Source organism: Sphingopyxis sp. GW821-FHT10B01, from assembly GCF_059415685.1.
Map to the genome: position 1 here is coordinate 294,631 of NZ_JBWKNS010000004.1, position 16,630 is coordinate 311,260.

Below are 16,630 nucleotides of genomic sequence, written 5' to 3' on the forward strand. Positions count from 1 at the left end.
CATGTCTGATCCGATCGATTCATCCTCTCCGGGCAGCCCGAACAAGGAAAGCGGCGTCCGGGTGGACCGATCGCTGGCATGTTTCATTTTGCTGGCGAAGTTCCTTGGCGTACCGGCCGATGCCGGTCAGATCGTCCATGATCGCGGGGCTGGCGACGAAGCTTTTCGGCTGGAAGACCTCGCTCGCATTGCCAAACGTCTCGGGCTGACCGCGCGCGTCCGTCAGGTGCCGGTGGCAGGCTTCGCGAAGCTGCCGCTGCCGACCCTCGCGGAAACCGTCGATGACGATGCTGTCATTTTGCTCAAGGTCGAAGATGCCAGCCTGAATCCGCGCTATCTCGTCCAGCGCGGCGAGGCAGGGCGCCCCGAGATCTGGAGCCATGCCGAGGTGGCCGAGCGCCTGTCCGGGCGCTTCCTGCTGATGACGAGCCGCGAAAAGATGGTGGGCGAAACGCGGCCGTTCGATATCGCGTGGTTCATCCCGGCGCTTGTGCGGTACCGCGGTCCGCTTCGCGACGTGCTGATCGCCTCCTTCTTCCTTCAACTGATGGGGCTGGTCTCTCCGATCTTCTTTCAGCTGGTGATCGACAAGGTGCTGGTGCACCAATCGATGACGACGCTCGACGTGCTGGCGTTCGGTCTCGCCGCGGTGCTGATCTTCGAAACCCTGATGTCGGGGCTCCGCAACTGGCTCTTCGCTCACACGACCAATCGGGTCGATAGCGAGCTGTCGTCGCGGATGTTCCGGCATCTTTTGAACCTTCCGCTCTCCTATTTCGAGGCGCGGCGTGTGGGCGACAGCGTGGCGCGCGTCCGCGAGCTGGAGCGTATCCGCGAGTTTCTGACGTCGAATGCGGTCACTGTCGTTATCGACCTGTTTTTCACCATCGTCTTCTTCGCGGTCATGTATCTCTACTCGCCGCTGTTGACGCTCATCGTGCTGCTATCGATCCCCTGCTACATATTGATCTCGGTGCTGATCTCGCCGGGCCTGCGCAGCAAGCTCGAGGAAAAATTCCAGCGCGGTGCCGAGAATCAGTCGTTCCTTGTCGAAAGCGTGACCGGCATCGGCACGCTGAAGGCGATGGCGGTCGAACCGCAAATGCGCGACCGCTGGGAAAAGCTGTTCGCGGGCTATACCAACACCGGCTTCGATGTGGCGAAGCTCGCCAATTGGGGTAGCCATCTGATCCAGCTCGTATCGAAGCTGACGACCGTTGCGATCCTCTATTTTGGCGCCAAGGCGGTCATCGCGGGCGACCTGACCGTCGGGTCGCTCGTCGCCTTCAACATGCTGTCGGGGCGCGTCGCGGCGCCGATCCTGCGCCTGTCGCAGCTGTGGCAGGATTTCCAGCAGGTGCGTATCTCGGTCGAGCGGCTAGGCGACGTGCTCAACGCCCCCGCCGAGCCCGAATATAACCCCAATCGCGCCAGCCTGCCGCCCATCGCGGGCGCGATCCGCTTCGACAAGGTGCGCTTCCGCTATCGGCCCGACGCGCCCGAGGCGCTGCGCGGGGTGAGCCTCGACGTTGCGGCGGGCGAAATGCTCGGGATCGTTGGCCCGTCGGGATCGGGCAAGTCGACCCTCACCAAGCTCGTCCAGCGCCTCTATGTGCCCGAACAGGGGCGCGTGCTCGTCGACGGCGTCGACCTCGCGCTCGTCGATCCGCCCTGGCTGCGGCGGCAGGTCGGCGTGGTGCTCCAGGAAAATATCCTCTTCAACCGCACGGTGCGCGAAAATATCGCGCTCGGCGACCCGACGCGGCCGATGGACGCGGTGATCGAGGCTGCGAAGCTGGCAGGCGCGCACGAGTTCATCCTCGAACTCAATCATGGCTATGACACGGTGATCGACGAACGCGGCGGCAATCTGTCGGGCGGCCAGCGCCAGCGCATGGCGATCGCGCGCGCGCTGATCAACGACCCGCGTATTCTGATCCTCGACGAAGCGACCTCGGCGCTCGATGCCGAGAGCGAAGAGATTATTCAGCATAATCTTGCGAAGATCGCCACGGGGCGGACGGTCATCATCATTGCACACCGCCTGTCGGCCGTGCGCCAGTGCCACCGCATCATCACCGTCGAGGCAGGCGAAGTGACCGAGACGGGGACCCATGCCGAGCTGCTTCGCGCCGGCGGGCGCTATGCGCAGCTCCACGGCAAGCAGATGGGCGGGGCAACCGTATGAGCTGGCGCGAACGCCTGTCGCAGCGCTTTCCAGGGACCGCGCGGCACATCGCGATCCTCGGCGAAAGCTGGCGCCGCCAAGACGAGGCCGACCGGCTCGCGCGGCCGCGCACCGACCATGAATTCCTGCCCGCGGCGCTCGAGATCATGGAAAAGCCGCCGAGCCCCGGGCTGCGCTGGCTGATGCTGTCGCTGTGCGGGCTGCTGCTCGTCGCGCTCGTCTGGTCGATCTTCGGGCGCGTGGATGTCGTTGCGACCGCGAGCGGCAAGGTTGTGCCGGTGGGCAATATCAAACAGATTCAGCCGATCGAGATCGGCTATGTCCGCGCGATCCATGTGAAGAACGGCCAGCATGTCGAAGCGGGGCAGCTCCTCGTCGAACTCGACCCGACGCTCGTCGGCGCCGAAGCCGAACAGGCGAACAAGGGTTTGCTCAATGCCGAAGTCGATGCCGCGCGCAATGCGGCGTTGCTCGGCCATCTCGGCAGCGGATCGTCGCGTTTCGCTGCGCCCGCGGGGACCTCGTCCGATATCGCGACGACCCAGTCGCAATATGTCCGCTCGGCGATTGCCGAATATGAGGGCGAGCGCGCGAGCTTGACGCAGCAACGCGCCGAAAACGCCGCCGAACTCGCGAGCGTCGGCGCCGAGATCGCGAAGCTCGAGCAGACGCTGCCGATCGTCGAGCAGCAGCTCGCCGCGCGGCGCGAACTTTCGGACAAGGGCTATTTCTCGAAGATCCGCCTACTCGAATATGAGCAGCTCAAGATCGAGCATGTTCAGAATATCGCGGTGCAAAAGGCGAATGCAGCGCGTGCCCGCGCGGCGATCGCCAATATCGACGCCCAGCTCGCACGGCTGCGCGGCAGCTTTGGCAAGACGGCGGCGACCGAGCTTGCCGAAAGTCAGCAAAAAACGGGGCTGGCGCGTGAGGAAGTGACCAAGTCACAGCGCCGGCAAGCCTTTATGCAGCTCCGCGCGCCGGTCTCGGGGACCATCCAGCAGCTTTCGATCGCGACCGTCGGCGGGGTCGTCCAGCCCGCGCAGACACTGATGATCGTCGTGCCTGACAACGCCGCGCCGGTGGTCGAGGCGCGCATCCTCAACAAGGACATCGGTTTCATCCGCGAGGGCCAGCCGGTGCGCGTGAAGCTCGAGGCTTATCCCTTTACCGACTACGGCATTGTCCCCGGTGTCGTCGAAAGCATCAGCCGCGATGCCGTCGATACGAGCGAACCCGGCGCCGCCGAGGAGCGCGACCGCAACGGTCGCGTCGTCCAGCCGGGCCTCATCTATACGACGCGCATCCGCCTGCTACGGCGCAGCATCCGTGTCGCCGGGCGCGATCAGCCGATCGGGCCGGGGCTTGCCGTCCAGGCAGAAATCAAGACGGGCGATCGGCGGATTATTCAATATTTGTTGTCGCCGATCACACAGGCGCTTGACGAGGCCGGAAGGGAGCGATGACCGTCAAACAAACCGACGGACTATGGCGGTGGACGAGCACACGACGCGTTTTGGGCCATCCAGTTGCCTGACGGACGCTACAGCAAAGACGGTCGCGATTCGGCGTGCGTGCGATCGCAATTCCGCTGAGGATTTTCGTGCTGCCGCTGCGCGAGAAGATATCGAGCTTGGACCCACAAAGACTGTCATCAGGTCGCACAGCATACCGAAATCGTCGAAAACCCCGACACGCGCCTTGATGCTTCAAGCGATATCCGTTCCCTGGTCGGCAAGATCGCTCTGCAGTCCGGTGACGGGCGCGGCGAGGTTCATGTCACCCTTCATGGATCATTGATGGGTATTGTGGGCTTCGCAAACGACAACCCGCGACCCGAGGCTAGCCGAGTTATAACATCGGTGCCTCCGGGGTCGCGGGGACGACGGTAAAAGATCAGATCGACTGCCCGGTCTTCGCCCAGTCGGCGAGGAAGCCTTCGATGCCCTTTTCGGTCAGGATATGCTTGAACAGGCCCTTGATCACCGACGGCGGCGCGGTCATCACGTCGGCGCCGATCTTGGCCGCTTCGAGCACATGGATGCCGTGGCGGACGCTCGCGACGAGGATTTCGGTCTCATAGCCATAATTGTCGTAGATCAGCCGGATGTCCGAGATCAGCTGCATGCCATCGAAGCCATTGTCGTCGTGGCGTCCGACGAAAGGCGAGACGAAGGTTGCGCCGGCCTTCGCGGCGAGCAGCGCCTGCGCCGCCGAGAAGCAGAGCGTGACATTGACCATCGTGCCGTCGCCGGTCAGCGCCTTGCAGGTCTTGAGCCCGTCGATCGTCAGCGGCACCTTGATGCAGACGTTGGGCGCGATCTTGCGGAGGATTTCGGCCTCTTTCATCATCGTCGCATGGTCGAGTGCGACGACTTCGGCCGATACCGGACCGGTGGTCAGCGCGCAGATTTCACGGGTCACTTCCTTGAAATCGCGGCCCGACTTGGCGATCAGCGACGGGTTGGTGGTGACCCCGTCGAGCAGGCCGGTCGCGGCGAGTTCCTGGATGTCGGTGATTTCGGCGGTGTCGGCGAAGAATTTCATGGCGCGGGGCGTTCCTTATGCGAGCGATTCGTCGTTCCGCCTATAGCCCTCCCGCGGTCGAGACCAAACAGGCCGATGCGCGATCGCACCCAATTGACGGACGGCGTGCCGCTGTGCATGGAACCGGGGTGCATTGCCGTTGGCGAATGAACAGGTGAATGCACCAAACGCGTCGATTAGGGCACCGGATCGGCGTTGGAACGACAGCAGGCGGGCGCTGCCGACACACGGTGGATTCCATGCCCTTTCTCGAACGACGCCAAATTCTCGCCGGAAGCCTGACCCTGCCGCTTGCCGGTCTTCTGCCGTCGGCGCCCGCTGCCGCCGCCGAATCGCGCCCACTCCTGCTTCGGCCAACTATCCACACGGGCAGCGAACAATGGACGCTGGCCGACCGGATGACCCACCGCGGCGTTCCGGGCGCGGCGATCGCGATCTTGCGCGATGGCCGGATCGACAGCGCTGCGGGTCATGGCGTCCGGAGCGCGGGGCAGGCCGCTCCCGTCGGACCCGACACGCTGTTTTCGGTGGGATCGGTCAGCAAGGTTGCGACCGCAGCGCTGTGCCTGAAACTCGTGGCGCTGGGTCGGCTCGACCTCGACCAGAATGTCGATCGCTGGTTGAAGCGCTGGCGGGTTCCTGCGGGCCCCGCGGGTGACAGCGGCATCATCACGCTGCGTATGCTATTGTCGCACACCGCAGGTTTCAACGTGCACGGCTTTGAGGATATCGCCCCCGGTGCGCCGATGCCGACGCTGGTCCAGACGCTCGACGGCGCGGCTCCGGCGCTGAACAAGCCGCTGGCGCGGATCGATGCGGCCGGGACGCGGTCGCGCTATTCGGGCGGTGGGTACATGATCGTACAGGCGGTGATCGAAGATGCGCTGGGCGCGCCGCTTGCCGCCGTGGCATCGCGCCATCTGTTTGCGCCGCTGGGTATGAAGCGAAGCCGGTTCGATGCCGCCCCGGCGGCCGATACAGCGGACATCGCGCACGCCCATGACGGCGATGGAAAGGCCGTTGCGCTACCCCGGGGGTGGCAAAGCTTTCCCGAACTCGCGCCGTCGGGCCTCTGGACATCGGCAAACGATCTGGCCCGTCTCGTCCTGGCGCTGGGCGCGAGCACCCGCGCGCCGGGCGGCTATCTGCCGCAAGAGCTGGCGATCGATATGATGACCGCCGTGTCGCCGGGGCCTTTCGGGCTCGGACCGCGCCTGGCCGGCGAAGGCGCCGCGCATATCTTCCATCACGCCGGGGCGAACGACAGCTACAAGGCTTATATCGAAGGCAATCTGGCCAGTGGCGACGGACTGGTGATTTTGACCAACGGTACGAACGGCGATGTGCTGGGCGATGAGATCCGCAACGCGGTTTCCGATGCGCTGTCGTGGCCGGGCGACTGGTCGGTGCGGACGGGGCCGATTGCGGCGACCAGTCTGACCGAGAGCTTTGTCGGCAGCTATAAACGGCGGGCGGATCAGAACCGGGCACTCGCCGGCCTTCTCGACACGGTGTTCAGCGCCGAAAGCCTCGAGATCATCCGGTCTGGCGAGGGTCTGCAAATGACCGCGAAAGGAAAATCGCGCGCCCTGGTCGCCGTAACGAGCCATCGTTACGTGGTACCCGACGCCTATATCCCGGCCGGGACGTTGCAATTGTCGTTCGATCGGCGAGCGGATCGATCGGTGCAGGGCCTGATGGTCATCGGGGGCGGCGGGGTCTTGATTTTCGATCGTATGTGAGCTCGAAACCTCTAGCGTTCCATCTTTGTTCCCATTATGCGGATCGGATGGCCAAAACGAAACGCCAATATGTCTGCCAGAATTGCGGCTCCGCCACCTATCGCTGGCAGGGGCAGTGCGCCGATTGCGGCGAGTGGAACACGCTGGTCGAGGAAGCGGGCGAGACGGTCTTTTCGGCGAAGCACGACCTGAGCAAGGGCGGGCGGACGATCGCGCTCGAAACGCTCGATGCCGACAGCAAGATGCCCGAGCGGATGCTGTGCGGCATCGCCGAATTCGACCGCGCATTGGGCGGCGGCTTCGTTGCGGGATCGGCGACGCTGATCGGCGGCGACCCGGGGATCGGCAAGTCGACCTTGCTGTTGCAGGCGGCGGGACGGCTGGCGAAGGCAGGCAAGTCGGTCGTTTATATCAGCGGCGAGGAAGCGGCGGCGCAGGTGCGGCTGCGCGCGCAGCGGCTCGGGCTTGGCAATGCGCCGGTCGCGCTCGCGAGTGCGACGTCGGTGCGCGATATCTTGGCGACACTCGACCGGCAAACCGCCGATTTCGTGGTGATCGATTCGATCCAGACGATGCACAGCGACCTGATCGACAGTGCGCCGGGGACGGTGAGCCAGGTGCGCGCGAGTGCGCAGGAACTGATCCGCTACGCCAAGGACAGCGATGCCGCGATCGTGCTGGTCGGCCATGTGACGAAGGATGGGACGATCGCTGGACCGCGCGTGCTCGAACATATGGTCGACACGGTGCTGGCGTTTGAGGGCGAGCGCAGCCATCAATATCGCATCCTGCGCGCGGTGAAGAACCGCTTTGGCGGTACCGACGAGATCGGTGTGTTCGCGATGGGCGAAGAAGGGCTGGGCGAAGTGTCCAACCCGTCGAGCCTGTTCCTGACCGATCGCAGCCGCGACGTGCCGGGGTCGGTGGTGTTCCCGGCGCTGGAGGGCACGCGGCCGGTGCTGGTCGAGGTGCAGGCGCTGACCGTGCGGCTGGCGAGCGGGGCGACCCCCCGCAGAGCTGTGGTCGGCTGGGACAGCGGGCGGCTCGCGATGGTGCTCGCGGTCCTCGAAGCGCGTTGCGGGCTCCAGATGGGCGCCGCCGAAGTCTATCTCAATATCGCCGGCGGTTACCGGCTGACCGATCCCGCCGCCGATCTGGCAGTGGCGGCGGCGCTGATCTCGGCATTCAGCGAGCGGCCGGTGCCCGCCGACGCAATCGTATTCGGCGAGCTGTCGCTGTCGGGCGAAGTGCGGCAGGTTTCGCACGACGGGCTGCGCCTTCGCGAAGCCGCGAAGCTCGGTTTTTCGCGGGGCTGGGGGCCGAAAGGCATGAAAGCGGTCGGCGGGATTTCGGTTACCGGTTTCGAACGCCTCGGCGAACTCGTTGACCTGATGCTCGGGCGCGATTAGCGCTCGCCCAATGGGAAGTCTTACAGCTCTGGATATCGTCGTGCTGACGCTGGTTGGCGGCGGCGCCGTACTCGGTTTCTCGCGCGGGCTCGTGCAGGAGGTAACGACGTTGCTCGCCTGGATCCTGGCGATCGCGGCGGTGCGCTTCTTTCATCCCTTGGCGACCGACCTGCTTGCCGGCTGGGTCGGCACCGAGGGCGGCGCGGCGATGCTGGCCTTCGTTCTGCTTTTCGGCGGGGTGTTTGCGCTCGCGAAATGGGGCGCGCGGGCGATGGGGCAACGCAGCCGGGCCTCGCTCGTCGGCGGCTTCGACCGCGGGCTGGGTGCGGGATTCGGCGCGGTCAAAGGCCTGTTGATCGCCTCGATCGGCTTCCTGCTCGTGACCCTCTTGTACGATATCGGTTATGGCAATGCGCAGCGCCCGGCGTGGATGACCGACAGCCGGACCTATCCGGCGCTCAACGCGACGAGCGCGGCGATGAGCAAGGTAATCGCCGAACGCCGCGCGCAGGCGCGCGAAGCGGAGGCCGAAGCCGCCAAGGCCGACAAATCATGACCGCGACGCTCTATAATCGCGACATATTGGCGCTGGCGGTCGCGACCTCCGAATATCTGCCGAACCCCGACGCGCAATATCGGGTGAGCAAGCGGGCGCCGCTGTGCGGCAGCGCGATCATTCTCGACCTCGACGCCGATGACTCCGGGCGCGTGACCCGCGTCGGCATGCACGTCGAGGCCTGCGCGCTTGGCCAGGCATCGGCGGCGCTGCTCGCCCGCCATGCGCCGGGGCTGGTCCTCGCCGATCTGCGGAGCGCGCGCGATGGCATTGCGCGCTGGTTCGACGGCACCGGTGACCATCCCGACTGGCCGGGTTTCGAACTGCTCGCGCCGGCGCGCGACTATCCCGCACGGCACGGCGCGATCCTGCTGCCCTTCGACGCTGCCATCGCGGCACTCGAGGATCGGGCCGCGGCGGCATGACGTTGCTGGCGCTCACCGCGGCAGCCTCCGGGGCAGCCGGGGCGGTGGCGGAAACGGCGACCGATACCGCGCTGACCGAGGCGGCGATCCTGCTGGGGGTCGCGACCCTGTTCGTGCTGATTTTCCGCCGTTTGGGCCTCGGCGCGGTGCTTGGCTATCTGATCGCGGGTGCGCTGGTCGGGCCGCACGGCCTGGGGCTCGTCGGCGGCGGCGAATCGAAGCTGGCCTTCGCCGAAATCGGCATCGCTTTCCTGCTCTTCCTTGTCGGGCTCGAACTGCATCCGCGGCGGCTCTGGGATCTGCGGCGTGCGATCTTCGGCCTTGGTCTCGCGCAGGTCGTCGTCACGGGGCTGATCCTCACCGGCCTGCTTATCCTGACGCTCGGTTTCAGCTGGCAGGCGGCGCTGGCGCTCGGCCTGCCGCTGGCCCTCTCGTCGACCGCACAGGTCCTGCCGAGCCTCAAAAGCTCGGGCAGGATCAACTCGCCCTTCGGCGAAAAAGCCTTTTCGATCCTGCTGTTCCAGGATCTGGCGATCGTGCCGATGATCACGATCGTCGCCGCGCTGTCGCGTGCGCCCGCCAATCCCGACGCCCCGCCGGGGTGGCAGACCGCCTTCTTCACCGTCTGGGCGATCATCGTGCTCGTTCTGGCCGGGCGTTTCGTCGTCAACCCGTTGTTGCGGATCGTCGGGCGCTATGGCGAGCGCGAGTTGTTCGTTGTCGTCGGCCTGCTCGTCGTCCTTGCGAGCGCGGCCTTCATGCACAGCCTGCATCTGTCGACCGCGCTCGGTGCTTTCATCGCGGGCGTGATGCTCGCCGATTCGCCCTATCGGCACGAGATCGAGGCTGACGTCGAGCCCTTCCGTCTCGTGCTGCTCGGACTGTTCTTCCTCGCCGTCGGCATGGTGCTCGATATCAATGTCATTCTTCAGGACCCGCTTCGCGTCGTCGCGCTCGCCGCCGGACTGGTCGCGGTAAAGGTCGCGGTGCTCACCGGCATCGTGCGCCTGTTCGGCAAACCGTGGAGTGTCGCGCTCGGCCTCGGCCTGTTGCTCAGCCAGGGCGGCGAGTTCGGATTCCTGCTGTTTACGCAGGCAACGCAGGCGCAGCTGATCGCCCCCGAGGCGGCAAGCCTGTTCAGCGCGGTCGTGACGCTGTCGATGGTGTCGACGCCCTTCCTGATGCTGTTCGCACGCAACCTGGAGTTCGCGCCCGAAAGCAGTGAAGCGGACCTCGACGGGCCCGAACATGCGCCGCGCGGGTCGGCGATCGTCGTCGGCTATGGCCGGTTCGGGCAGATTGTCGCGCAAATGCTGAACGCAGTCGATTGTTCGGTGACGCTGATCGACAAGAAGCCGAGCCAGATCGAAAGCTCGGGGCGTTTCGATACCAAGGTCTATTATGGCGACGGGCTGCGCGTCGACGTGCTGCGCCGCGCCGATGCCGAAGACGCGCGGCTGATCATTTTCTGTACCGATGACTGCACCGTCGACGCCAATGTGCTGGCGCCGATCGTCAAGGCGTTCCCCAACGCGAAAATCCTCACCCGCGTGTTCGACCGCCGCCAGTTGATGGCGATCGATGGCGCGGGGGTCGATGGCGCGGTGCGCGAAACCTTCGAAAGCTCGATCGCGCTGGGGATGATGGCGCTCAAGCAGATCGATGTCAGCGAGCAAGAGATCGCCGACGTCGAGCTCGCGCTTCGCCACCTCGACGCGGAAAGGCTCCACATGCAGTTGAGCGAAGGCGACCTGACTGCGGGCATGGACCACCGCTTCATCGCCGGCGGCGGGCGGCAGGCGGCAAGCGTACTCGAAACACTGCGCGAACGGCGCCGGGCTGCGAAACTGGCGAAGGAAGAGGCGGAAGCGGCCGCTGCGGAAAGTGTCGCGAGCTAACGCGCGCGTTTGAGGGAGGCCGCGGATGTCCGCTTTGGGGTGGGAAGCGGACGTTACCTCACCGACTTCCGTCATCCCGGGTTTAACCCGGGACCCGCCTTTTCCGTCAAGAAGGCAGCCCCCGGATCAAGTCCGGGGTGACGATGTTCAATAGGAGGCAATTGGTCGCTTGCTGCTATTCTTTCTTCTTCGTCCCGATCCTCCGGGAAGTGGCAACGTCGGAAACTTAGCCATCGAGGAAGGTTGCGACGGTATCCAACCCATAGTCTTCGGTGACGAAACTCTGGCCGATGCCGTGGGTCAGGATCAGCGGCAGTTTGCCGCCGCGCACTTTCTTGTCGTGCGCCATATGCGCCGCGAGCGTCGCCCCGTCGGTGTTGATGCCCGCGCTGGCAAGGCTGTGCGGCAGGTCGACGCTGGCGAGATGCGCGCGCACCCGTTCGGCATCTTCGTCCGGGCAGAGGCCGTTTGCGGCCGAGAATTGATGCGCGAGCACCATGCCCGCAGCGACCGCTTCGCCGTGGAGCAGGCGGTCCGAATAGCCGGTTTCGGCTTCGAGCGCGTGGCCGAAGCTGTGGCCGAGATTGAGGAGGGCGCGGATATCCTGCGTCTCGCGTTCGTCGGCGGCGACGATGCGCGCCTTGGCGGCGACGCTGTGCGCGATCGCCTTGTGGCGGGCCTCGCTGTCCCCTGCGAGCAGCGCGGCGGCGTGCGTCTCGCACCAGGCGAAGAAATCCGCGTCGTCGATCAGGCCATATTTGACGACTTCGGCATAACCCGCGCCCAGTTCGCGGCGGGATAGCGTTTCGAGCGTCGTGGGGTCGATGACGACGAGCGCGGGCTGGTGGAAAGCGCCGATGAGGTTTTTGCCGGCGGGAACGTTGATCGCGGTCTTGCCGCCGACGCTGCTGTCGACCTGCGCAAGCAGGGTGGTCGGCACCTGGATGAAATGGCAGCCGCGCTTGACGATGCTGCACGCGAAACCGACGAGATCGCCGATCACGCCGCCCCCAAGGGCGATGACATGATCGCCGCGCTCGACGCCTTCGCCGATCAGCCATTCGGTGAGGCGCGCGAGGCCGGCCCAGCTTTTTGTGCTTTCGCCGGGCTCGAGGACGAAGGAGGAGAAGGATATGCCCTCCATTCCCAGCGAGGCGCCGAGCGGGGCCAGATAATGTTCGGCGACATGCGTATCGGTGACGATCATCGTCCGCGGACGCTTCAGCAACGGTGCGACATGCGCGCCGACGCCGCAGATCAGCCCGTCGCCGATCAGAATCGGGTAGCTGCGGTCGCCGAGTTCGACAGTCAGCTGTTCCATGTCGCCAATGCCTCCATTATGTCGCGCACCGTGTGGTCGTGCGGGGTGCTCGCCGAACTGACGCGCAGATGCGCCTCGGCATAGATGGGGTTGCGGACCACCGCCAGTTCGCGAAGAACTTCGCCGGGATCGCGGTTCTTCAAAAGCGGGCGATGGCTGCGGCGGCCGACGCGTTCGACCAATGTCGGGATGTCGGCGTCGAGCCAGATGCAAAGACTGTCCTTCAGGATCAGCGCTCGCGTCTCCTCGTTGATGAACGCCCCGCCGCCGGTCGCCAGCACCATCGGCTTTCCGGCAAGCAGCCGCGCGATCACGCGTCGTTCGCCATCGCGGAAATGCGCCTCGCCGAATCGTTCGAAAATGTCGGAAATCGTCGTGTCGGCGGCGCGTTCGATCTCGTCGTCGGCATCGGCGAACCGCATGCCCAGTCGCTGCGCGAGGCGGCGGCCGATCGTCGATTTTCCCGATCCCATCAAACCGACGAGCACGATCGACCGGTCGCGGATCGACGCGGGGATGGCCCTAGATGAAGTTGGGCCCGGGCTTTTCGGGTTTCGCGACATGGTCCGGGCGGCTATACCGCCCAAGCCGCGCGGGACAATGGTTTTGCTGCGCGTGCGTTATGGGACGAACGGCGGGCATCGGATATTGCGAACACGGGGCAGATCGGGAAAAGGCCGCTGGATTGCACGATTGATCGTGCTGGCACTGATGCTGATTGCCTTCTTTCTGTTCCTGCTGTTCCTGGGCCGACCGATCGAGCCGCGAATGATTGAGGTGGACGTGACCGACAAGATTGCCGAAAGCGCACCGCAATGAAGATGAAAACGCTATCGCTCACGCTGGGCCTGTCGGGGACCGCTCTTGCCGCTGCGCTGGTGCTCCCCGCGCTTGCGCAGGAATCGCTGCTGCCCGAAGGATTCGGCAACCCCGCCGACACGCCCGCGCCGCGGCCGTCGCCCACGCCGTCGCCGACCTCTACGCCGACGCCCACTTCTACGCCCAGGAACGGCGCGGCCCCGCCGCCGGTTGCCCCGACGCTGAGCCCGACGACCACGAGCGTAGCGGCCGAAGAGGGGGAAGAGGCCGAGGACGGCGAAGAGGTCGCGTCCGGCGGGCTGAAATATGACCTTCCCCCCGGCGCGCGCCGCCTGCTGACGCGCATCGGGCCGCTGACCCCCGAAACCGGCGGGCTTGCGCCTGATGCATTTGGTGTGCGTGGTCAATATGCCGCTGCGATCATGCGCAAGACGAATGGCCAGTTCGCGTCGCGCTGGGGCCAGATATTGCTCCGCCGTTCGCTCGCCTCGGCAATCGACACGCCCGACACGATCAACGGCGCCGACCTTGCCGCGGATCGCGCCTCGCTGTTGCTTCGCATGGGCGAATCGATCGCGGCGCGCTGGATCGTTCAGGCGGTCGATTATGACCGCGCGAGCCCGCGTCTCGTCGCGGTCGCGCAGCAGACTTATCTTGCCAACGCCGACCCGGCGGGCATGTGCCCCTATGTTCCCGCAGGTCTTGCCCATGGAGACGAGCAGGCATGGCGCCTGTCGGCTGCCATCTGTTCGGGCCTGTCGGGCGAGGCGGGCCCTGCAGGCTGGGCGATCGGCCGCGTGCGGTCGAGCGGAAAAATCTCGAACTTCGACATATTGCTGGCTGAACGCGTGCTCGGCGCGACGGGCAGCGGACGCCGCTCGACGACGATCGAATGGGACAATGTCGACCGGCTGACCAGTTGGCGTTTCGGCATGGCGACCGCGACGGCAATCCCGGTTCCCGAAGCGCTGCGCACGTCGGCGCCGTCCAATATCAAGAGCTGGACGGTGCTCGCGCCGATGACCGACATGGCCAGCCGTATCGCTGCGGCGCCCGAAGCGGCGGCACGCGGTGTGCTGTCGAGCGAGGCCTATGTGTCGTTGCTGAGCGCAGCGGCGAGCGAGGAAGAACCCGCCGAAGCGCTGGCGGTCCAGACCGATCAGCTTCGCGGCGCCTTTCGCTTTGCCAGCGGCGCCGACCGCTATGCGGCGATGGAACGACTGTGGGGCGCAGGCACCAGCCCGACGCAGCGCTATGCCGCCATGGTGGCGACCGCCCGTGCGGCGGCGGCGCTGCCGGCCAATACCGACGTCGGCAAGGATCCGTGGCAGCTGGTGGGATCGATGTTGGCAGGCGGCTATGACGAAAATGCCATTGCGTGGGTCCCGACCGTCTCGGTCGGCAGCCGAGCATGGGGCGTGCTCGCCGTCGGTTCGCCGCGGCCGCTCACCGGAATGAGCGCGGGTGCCGTCGGACAGTTTTCGGGCGACGACGACAGCGCCGATACGTTGCGGTCGAAATTCCTGCTTGCGGGCCTTGCTGGCCTTGGACGGCTCGATGCGAGCGCGGCCGCATCGGCGGCGAGCGACCTTGATGTCGATCTCGGCAAGCAGACGCGCTGGTCGCGCGCGATCATGGAGGCAGCCGAGCGCCGCGAACAGGGCATGGTGGCGTTGCTCGCGGCGGCGGGGATGCAGGGCGAATGGTCGAAGGTGCCGCCCTATCATCTCTATTATATCGTCCGGGCGCTGCGCGAAGTGGGCCTGCCCTCCGAAGCGCGGATGATCGCCGCCGAAGCGCTGGTGCGTGTCTGAGGGGGGCTGATGTTGCAGTCAGACCATGTCTGACCGGGCTCTGATCGATCGCTTCCTCGAAATGATGGCGGCCGAACGGGGGGCTTCGCGGAACACGCTTGCCGCCTATCGCCGCGATCTGGAGCAGGCGGTCGAGTGGGTAAAGGGGCCCCTCGCCGATGCCGATGCGGCGGTCCTGCGCAAATTGATGGCGGATTATCAGTCGCTTGCGGCAAGCAGCGCGGCGCGCAAGCTGTCGGCGCTACGCCAGTTTTTTGCCTTTCTGCTTGATGAGGGCGAGCGGACGGACAATCCTGCGCTCGATATCGCGCGCCCCGCGACGCGGCGGCCGCTGCCGCGGATTCTGACCCATGAGCATGTCGCGCGGCTGTTCGAACAGGCCGAAGAGGAAGCCGTGGGAGAGGTGCCGCCTGCCGCCGCCGTGCGTATGCTGCTGTTGCTCGAACTTCTCTATGGATCGGGGCTTCGGGCGAGCGAACTGGTGTCGTTGCCGCGGCGGGCGATCGCCGGCGAGCGCGAATATCTGATCATACGCGGCAAGGGCGACAAGGAACGGCTGGTGCCGCTGTCCGAACGCGCGCGGGATGCGCTCGATCGCTGGACGCCGCTGCTTGCCGATGGTGCGTTGTGGCTGTTTCCGTCGGGCAAAAGCCATGTGTCGCGTGTCCGTCTGTTCCAGATGCTGCGCGACCTGGCGGGCCGGGCGGGTATCGATCCGGCCGCGGTCAGTCCGCATGTGCTGCGCCACGCCTTTGCTACTCATTTGCTCGAGGGCGGGGCGGATCTGCGCGCGTTGCAACTGATGCTCGGCCATGCCGATATTGCGACCACCGAAATTTACACGCATGTCGACAGCCGCCGCCTTGTCGAACTGGTCAACCGCCGTCACCCGTTGGCACGGATGGATGGCGTTGACCTGAAGGCGTCATCGTCCTAGCGCTCACGCCATGACAGCCTTTCTGGACTTCGAAAAACAGGTCGCGGCGCTCGATCGGCAAATTGCCGAGCTGCGCGAAATGGGGGACGACCCCACGCTCAACATCGACAATGATATCGCACGGCTGGAGGATAAATCCTCGAAATTGCTGCGCGAAATCTATTCGAAGCTGACGCCCTGGCAAAAGACGCAGGTCGCCCGCCACCCCGATCGCCCGCATTTCAAACATTATGTTGCGGGGCTGTTCGACGACTGGATGCCGCTCGCGGGCGACCGCAATTTTGGCGACGATCAGGCGATTTTGGGCGGAATGGCGCGTTTCCGTGGGCGCCGCGTGATGGTGATCGGCCACGAAAAGGGCGACGATATTCCATCGCGCATGAAGCATAATTTCGGAATGGCGAAGCCCGAGGGCTATCGCAAGGCGATCCGCCTGATGCAGCTCGCCGACCGCTTTGGCCTGCCGGTCGTGACTTTGGTCGACACGTCGGGCGCCTTTCCGGGTATTCAGGCCGAAGAACGCGGGCAGGCCGAAGCGATCGCGCGCTCGACCGAACAATGCCTTGCACTTGGCGTGCCGATGATCGCCGCCGTGGTTGGCGAAGGCGGGTCGGGCGGGGCGATCGCGCTGGCAGCTGCGAACCGCGTGCTGATGTTCGAACATGCCGTCTATTCGGTGATTTCGCCCGAAGGCTGCGCATCGATCCTGTGGCGTACGTCCGACAAGGCAGCCGATGCGGCAGCGGCGATGAAAATGTCGGCGCAGGATTTGCTGGGGCTGAAAGTCATCGACCGGATCGTTACCGAACCCGTCGGCGGTGCGCATCGTGATCCCGACGCTGCGATTGCGGCGCTGGGCGACGCGATCGAGCAGGAACTGGGCGCATTGTCGGGCCTGCCGCGCGACACGCTGCTGGCCGCGCGCGAAGAGAAATTCCTGGCGATGGGACGCGCTTAGGCACGTTCCCGCGGAA

General features: G+C 65.4%; 14 protein-coding genes. 11 read left to right on the forward strand and 3 right to left on the reverse strand.

Annotated features, from left to right (window positions below; all coding sequences use genetic code 11):
- Position 1: 1 nt before the first annotated feature.
- Both AC07NV_RS14140 and AC07NV_RS14145 read left to right on the forward strand, forming a co-directional pair.
- Entirely contained in the window at positions 2-2,188 is a 2,187-nt protein-coding gene (locus AC07NV_RS14140) for a type I secretion system permease/ATPase (RefSeq protein WP_495167002.1), read from the forward strand.
- Complete coding sequence (locus tag AC07NV_RS14145) at positions 2,185-3,654, forward strand: HlyD family type I secretion periplasmic adaptor subunit (RefSeq protein WP_495167003.1); 1,470 nt, start codon at positions 2,185-2,187, stop codon at positions 3,652-3,654. Before AC07NV_RS14140 ends, AC07NV_RS14145 begins: the two co-directional genes overlap by 4 nt.
- A gap of 430 nt (positions 3,655-4,084) precedes the next feature.
- Here the strand turns inward: AC07NV_RS14145 and fsa are convergent, their stop codons facing one another.
- Positions 4,085-4,735: a fructose-6-phosphate aldolase gene (gene fsa / locus AC07NV_RS14150; protein ID WP_495167004.1), complete on the reverse strand. Its 651-nt coding sequence runs from the start codon at positions 4,733-4,735 to the stop codon at positions 4,085-4,087.
- 239 nt (positions 4,736-4,974) lie between these two features.
- On the opposite strand from fsa, the gene AC07NV_RS14155 reads away from it, so the two are divergent.
- From AC07NV_RS14155 to AC07NV_RS14175, 5 genes are read left to right on the forward strand one after another with little or no spacing between them, the layout of a single operon-like run.
- On the forward strand, positions 4,975-6,477 hold the full coding sequence (locus tag AC07NV_RS14155) for a serine hydrolase domain-containing protein (protein WP_495167277.1): 1,503 nt from the start codon (positions 4,975-4,977) through the stop codon (positions 6,475-6,477).
- Between the two features lie 47 nt (positions 6,478-6,524).
- Positions 6,525-7,886: a DNA repair protein RadA gene (gene radA, locus AC07NV_RS14160; protein ID WP_495167005.1), complete on the forward strand. Its 1,362-nt coding sequence runs from the start codon at positions 6,525-6,527 to the stop codon at positions 7,884-7,886.
- 10 nt (positions 7,887-7,896) lie between these two features.
- Positions 7,897-8,442, forward strand: a complete 546-nt coding sequence (locus tag AC07NV_RS14165) for a CvpA family protein (protein ID WP_495167006.1) — start codon at positions 7,897-7,899, stop codon at positions 8,440-8,442.
- The gene (locus AC07NV_RS14170; RefSeq protein WP_495167007.1) at positions 8,439-8,867 is read left to right on the forward strand and encodes an iron-sulfur cluster assembly scaffold protein; all 429 of its coding nucleotides are present in this window, start codon (positions 8,439-8,441) and stop codon (positions 8,865-8,867) included. Before AC07NV_RS14165 ends, AC07NV_RS14170 begins: the two co-directional genes overlap by 4 nt.
- A complete protein-coding gene (locus tag AC07NV_RS14175) occupies positions 8,864-10,765 on the forward strand; it encodes a cation:proton antiporter domain-containing protein (RefSeq protein WP_495167008.1) in 1,902 nt (633 codons plus the stop codon). Before AC07NV_RS14170 ends, AC07NV_RS14175 begins: the two co-directional genes overlap by 4 nt.
- A gap of 226 nt (positions 10,766-10,991) precedes the next feature.
- Here AC07NV_RS14175 and aroB read toward each other — a convergent pair whose 3' ends face one another.
- Positions 10,992-12,086: a 3-dehydroquinate synthase gene (gene aroB / locus AC07NV_RS14180; protein ID WP_495167009.1), complete on the reverse strand. Its 1,095-nt coding sequence runs from the start codon at positions 12,084-12,086 to the stop codon at positions 10,992-10,994.
- Positions 12,074-12,559: a shikimate kinase gene (locus AC07NV_RS14185; protein ID WP_495167010.1), complete on the reverse strand. Its 486-nt coding sequence runs from the start codon at positions 12,557-12,559 to the stop codon at positions 12,074-12,076. Before AC07NV_RS14185 ends, aroB begins: the two co-directional genes overlap by 13 nt.
- Here AC07NV_RS14185 and AC07NV_RS14190 point away from each other — a divergent pair.
- From AC07NV_RS14190 to AC07NV_RS14205, 4 genes are read left to right on the forward strand one after another with little or no spacing between them, the layout of a single operon-like run.
- On the forward strand, positions 12,507-12,905 hold the full coding sequence (locus AC07NV_RS14190) for a hypothetical protein (protein WP_495167286.1): 399 nt from the start codon (positions 12,507-12,509) through the stop codon (positions 12,903-12,905). The genes AC07NV_RS14185 and AC07NV_RS14190 overlap by 53 nt on opposite strands.
- A gap of 2 nt (positions 12,906-12,907) precedes the next feature.
- On the forward strand, positions 12,908-14,719 hold the full coding sequence (locus AC07NV_RS14195) for a hypothetical protein (RefSeq protein WP_495167011.1): 1,812 nt from the start codon (positions 12,908-12,910) through the stop codon (positions 14,717-14,719).
- Positions 14,720-14,744: 25 nt separating this feature from the next.
- A complete protein-coding gene (locus AC07NV_RS14200; protein WP_495167012.1) occupies positions 14,745-15,656 on the forward strand; it encodes a tyrosine recombinase in 912 nt (303 codons plus the stop codon).
- Positions 15,657-15,666: 10 nt separating this feature from the next.
- Positions 15,667-16,614 carry an acetyl-CoA carboxylase carboxyltransferase subunit alpha gene (locus AC07NV_RS14205; protein ID WP_495167013.1) on the forward strand — a complete coding sequence of 316 codons (948 nt, stop codon included), beginning with the start codon at positions 15,667-15,669 and terminating at the stop codon, positions 16,612-16,614.
- Positions 16,615-16,630: the final 16 nt, after the last annotated feature.

Coding starts and splice junctions, on each gene's coding strand:
- AC07NV_RS14140 (WP_495167002.1), top strand. CDS start 2: ATGTCTGATCCGATCGATTCATCCTCTCCGGGCAGCCCGAACAAGGAA.
- AC07NV_RS14145 (WP_495167003.1), top strand. CDS start 2,185: ATGAGCTGGCGCGAACGCCTGTCGCAGCGCTTTCCAGGGACCGCGCGG.
- fsa (WP_495167004.1), bottom strand. CDS start 4,735: ATGAAATTCTTCGCCGACACCGCCGAAATCACCGACATCCAGGAACTC.
- AC07NV_RS14155 (WP_495167277.1), top strand. CDS start 4,975: ATGCCCTTTCTCGAACGACGCCAAATTCTCGCCGGAAGCCTGACCCTG.
- radA (WP_495167005.1), top strand. CDS start 6,525: ATGGCCAAAACGAAACGCCAATATGTCTGCCAGAATTGCGGCTCCGCC.
- AC07NV_RS14165 (WP_495167006.1), top strand. CDS start 7,897: ATGGGAAGTCTTACAGCTCTGGATATCGTCGTGCTGACGCTGGTTGGC.
- AC07NV_RS14170 (WP_495167007.1), top strand. CDS start 8,439: ATGACCGCGACGCTCTATAATCGCGACATATTGGCGCTGGCGGTCGCG.
- AC07NV_RS14175 (WP_495167008.1), top strand. CDS start 8,864: ATGACGTTGCTGGCGCTCACCGCGGCAGCCTCCGGGGCAGCCGGGGCG.
- aroB (WP_495167009.1), bottom strand. CDS start 12,086: ATGGAACAGCTGACTGTCGAACTCGGCGACCGCAGCTACCCGATTCTG.
- AC07NV_RS14190 (WP_495167286.1), top strand. CDS start 12,507: ATGCCCAGTCGCTGCGCGAGGCGGCGGCCGATCGTCGATTTTCCCGAT.
- AC07NV_RS14185 (WP_495167010.1), bottom strand. CDS start 12,559: ATGGGATCGGGAAAATCGACGATCGGCCGCCGCCTCGCGCAGCGACTG.
- AC07NV_RS14195 (WP_495167011.1), top strand. CDS start 12,908: ATGAAAACGCTATCGCTCACGCTGGGCCTGTCGGGGACCGCTCTTGCC.
- AC07NV_RS14200 (WP_495167012.1), top strand. CDS start 14,745: ATGTCTGACCGGGCTCTGATCGATCGCTTCCTCGAAATGATGGCGGCC.
- AC07NV_RS14205 (WP_495167013.1), top strand. CDS start 15,667: ATGACAGCCTTTCTGGACTTCGAAAAACAGGTCGCGGCGCTCGATCGG.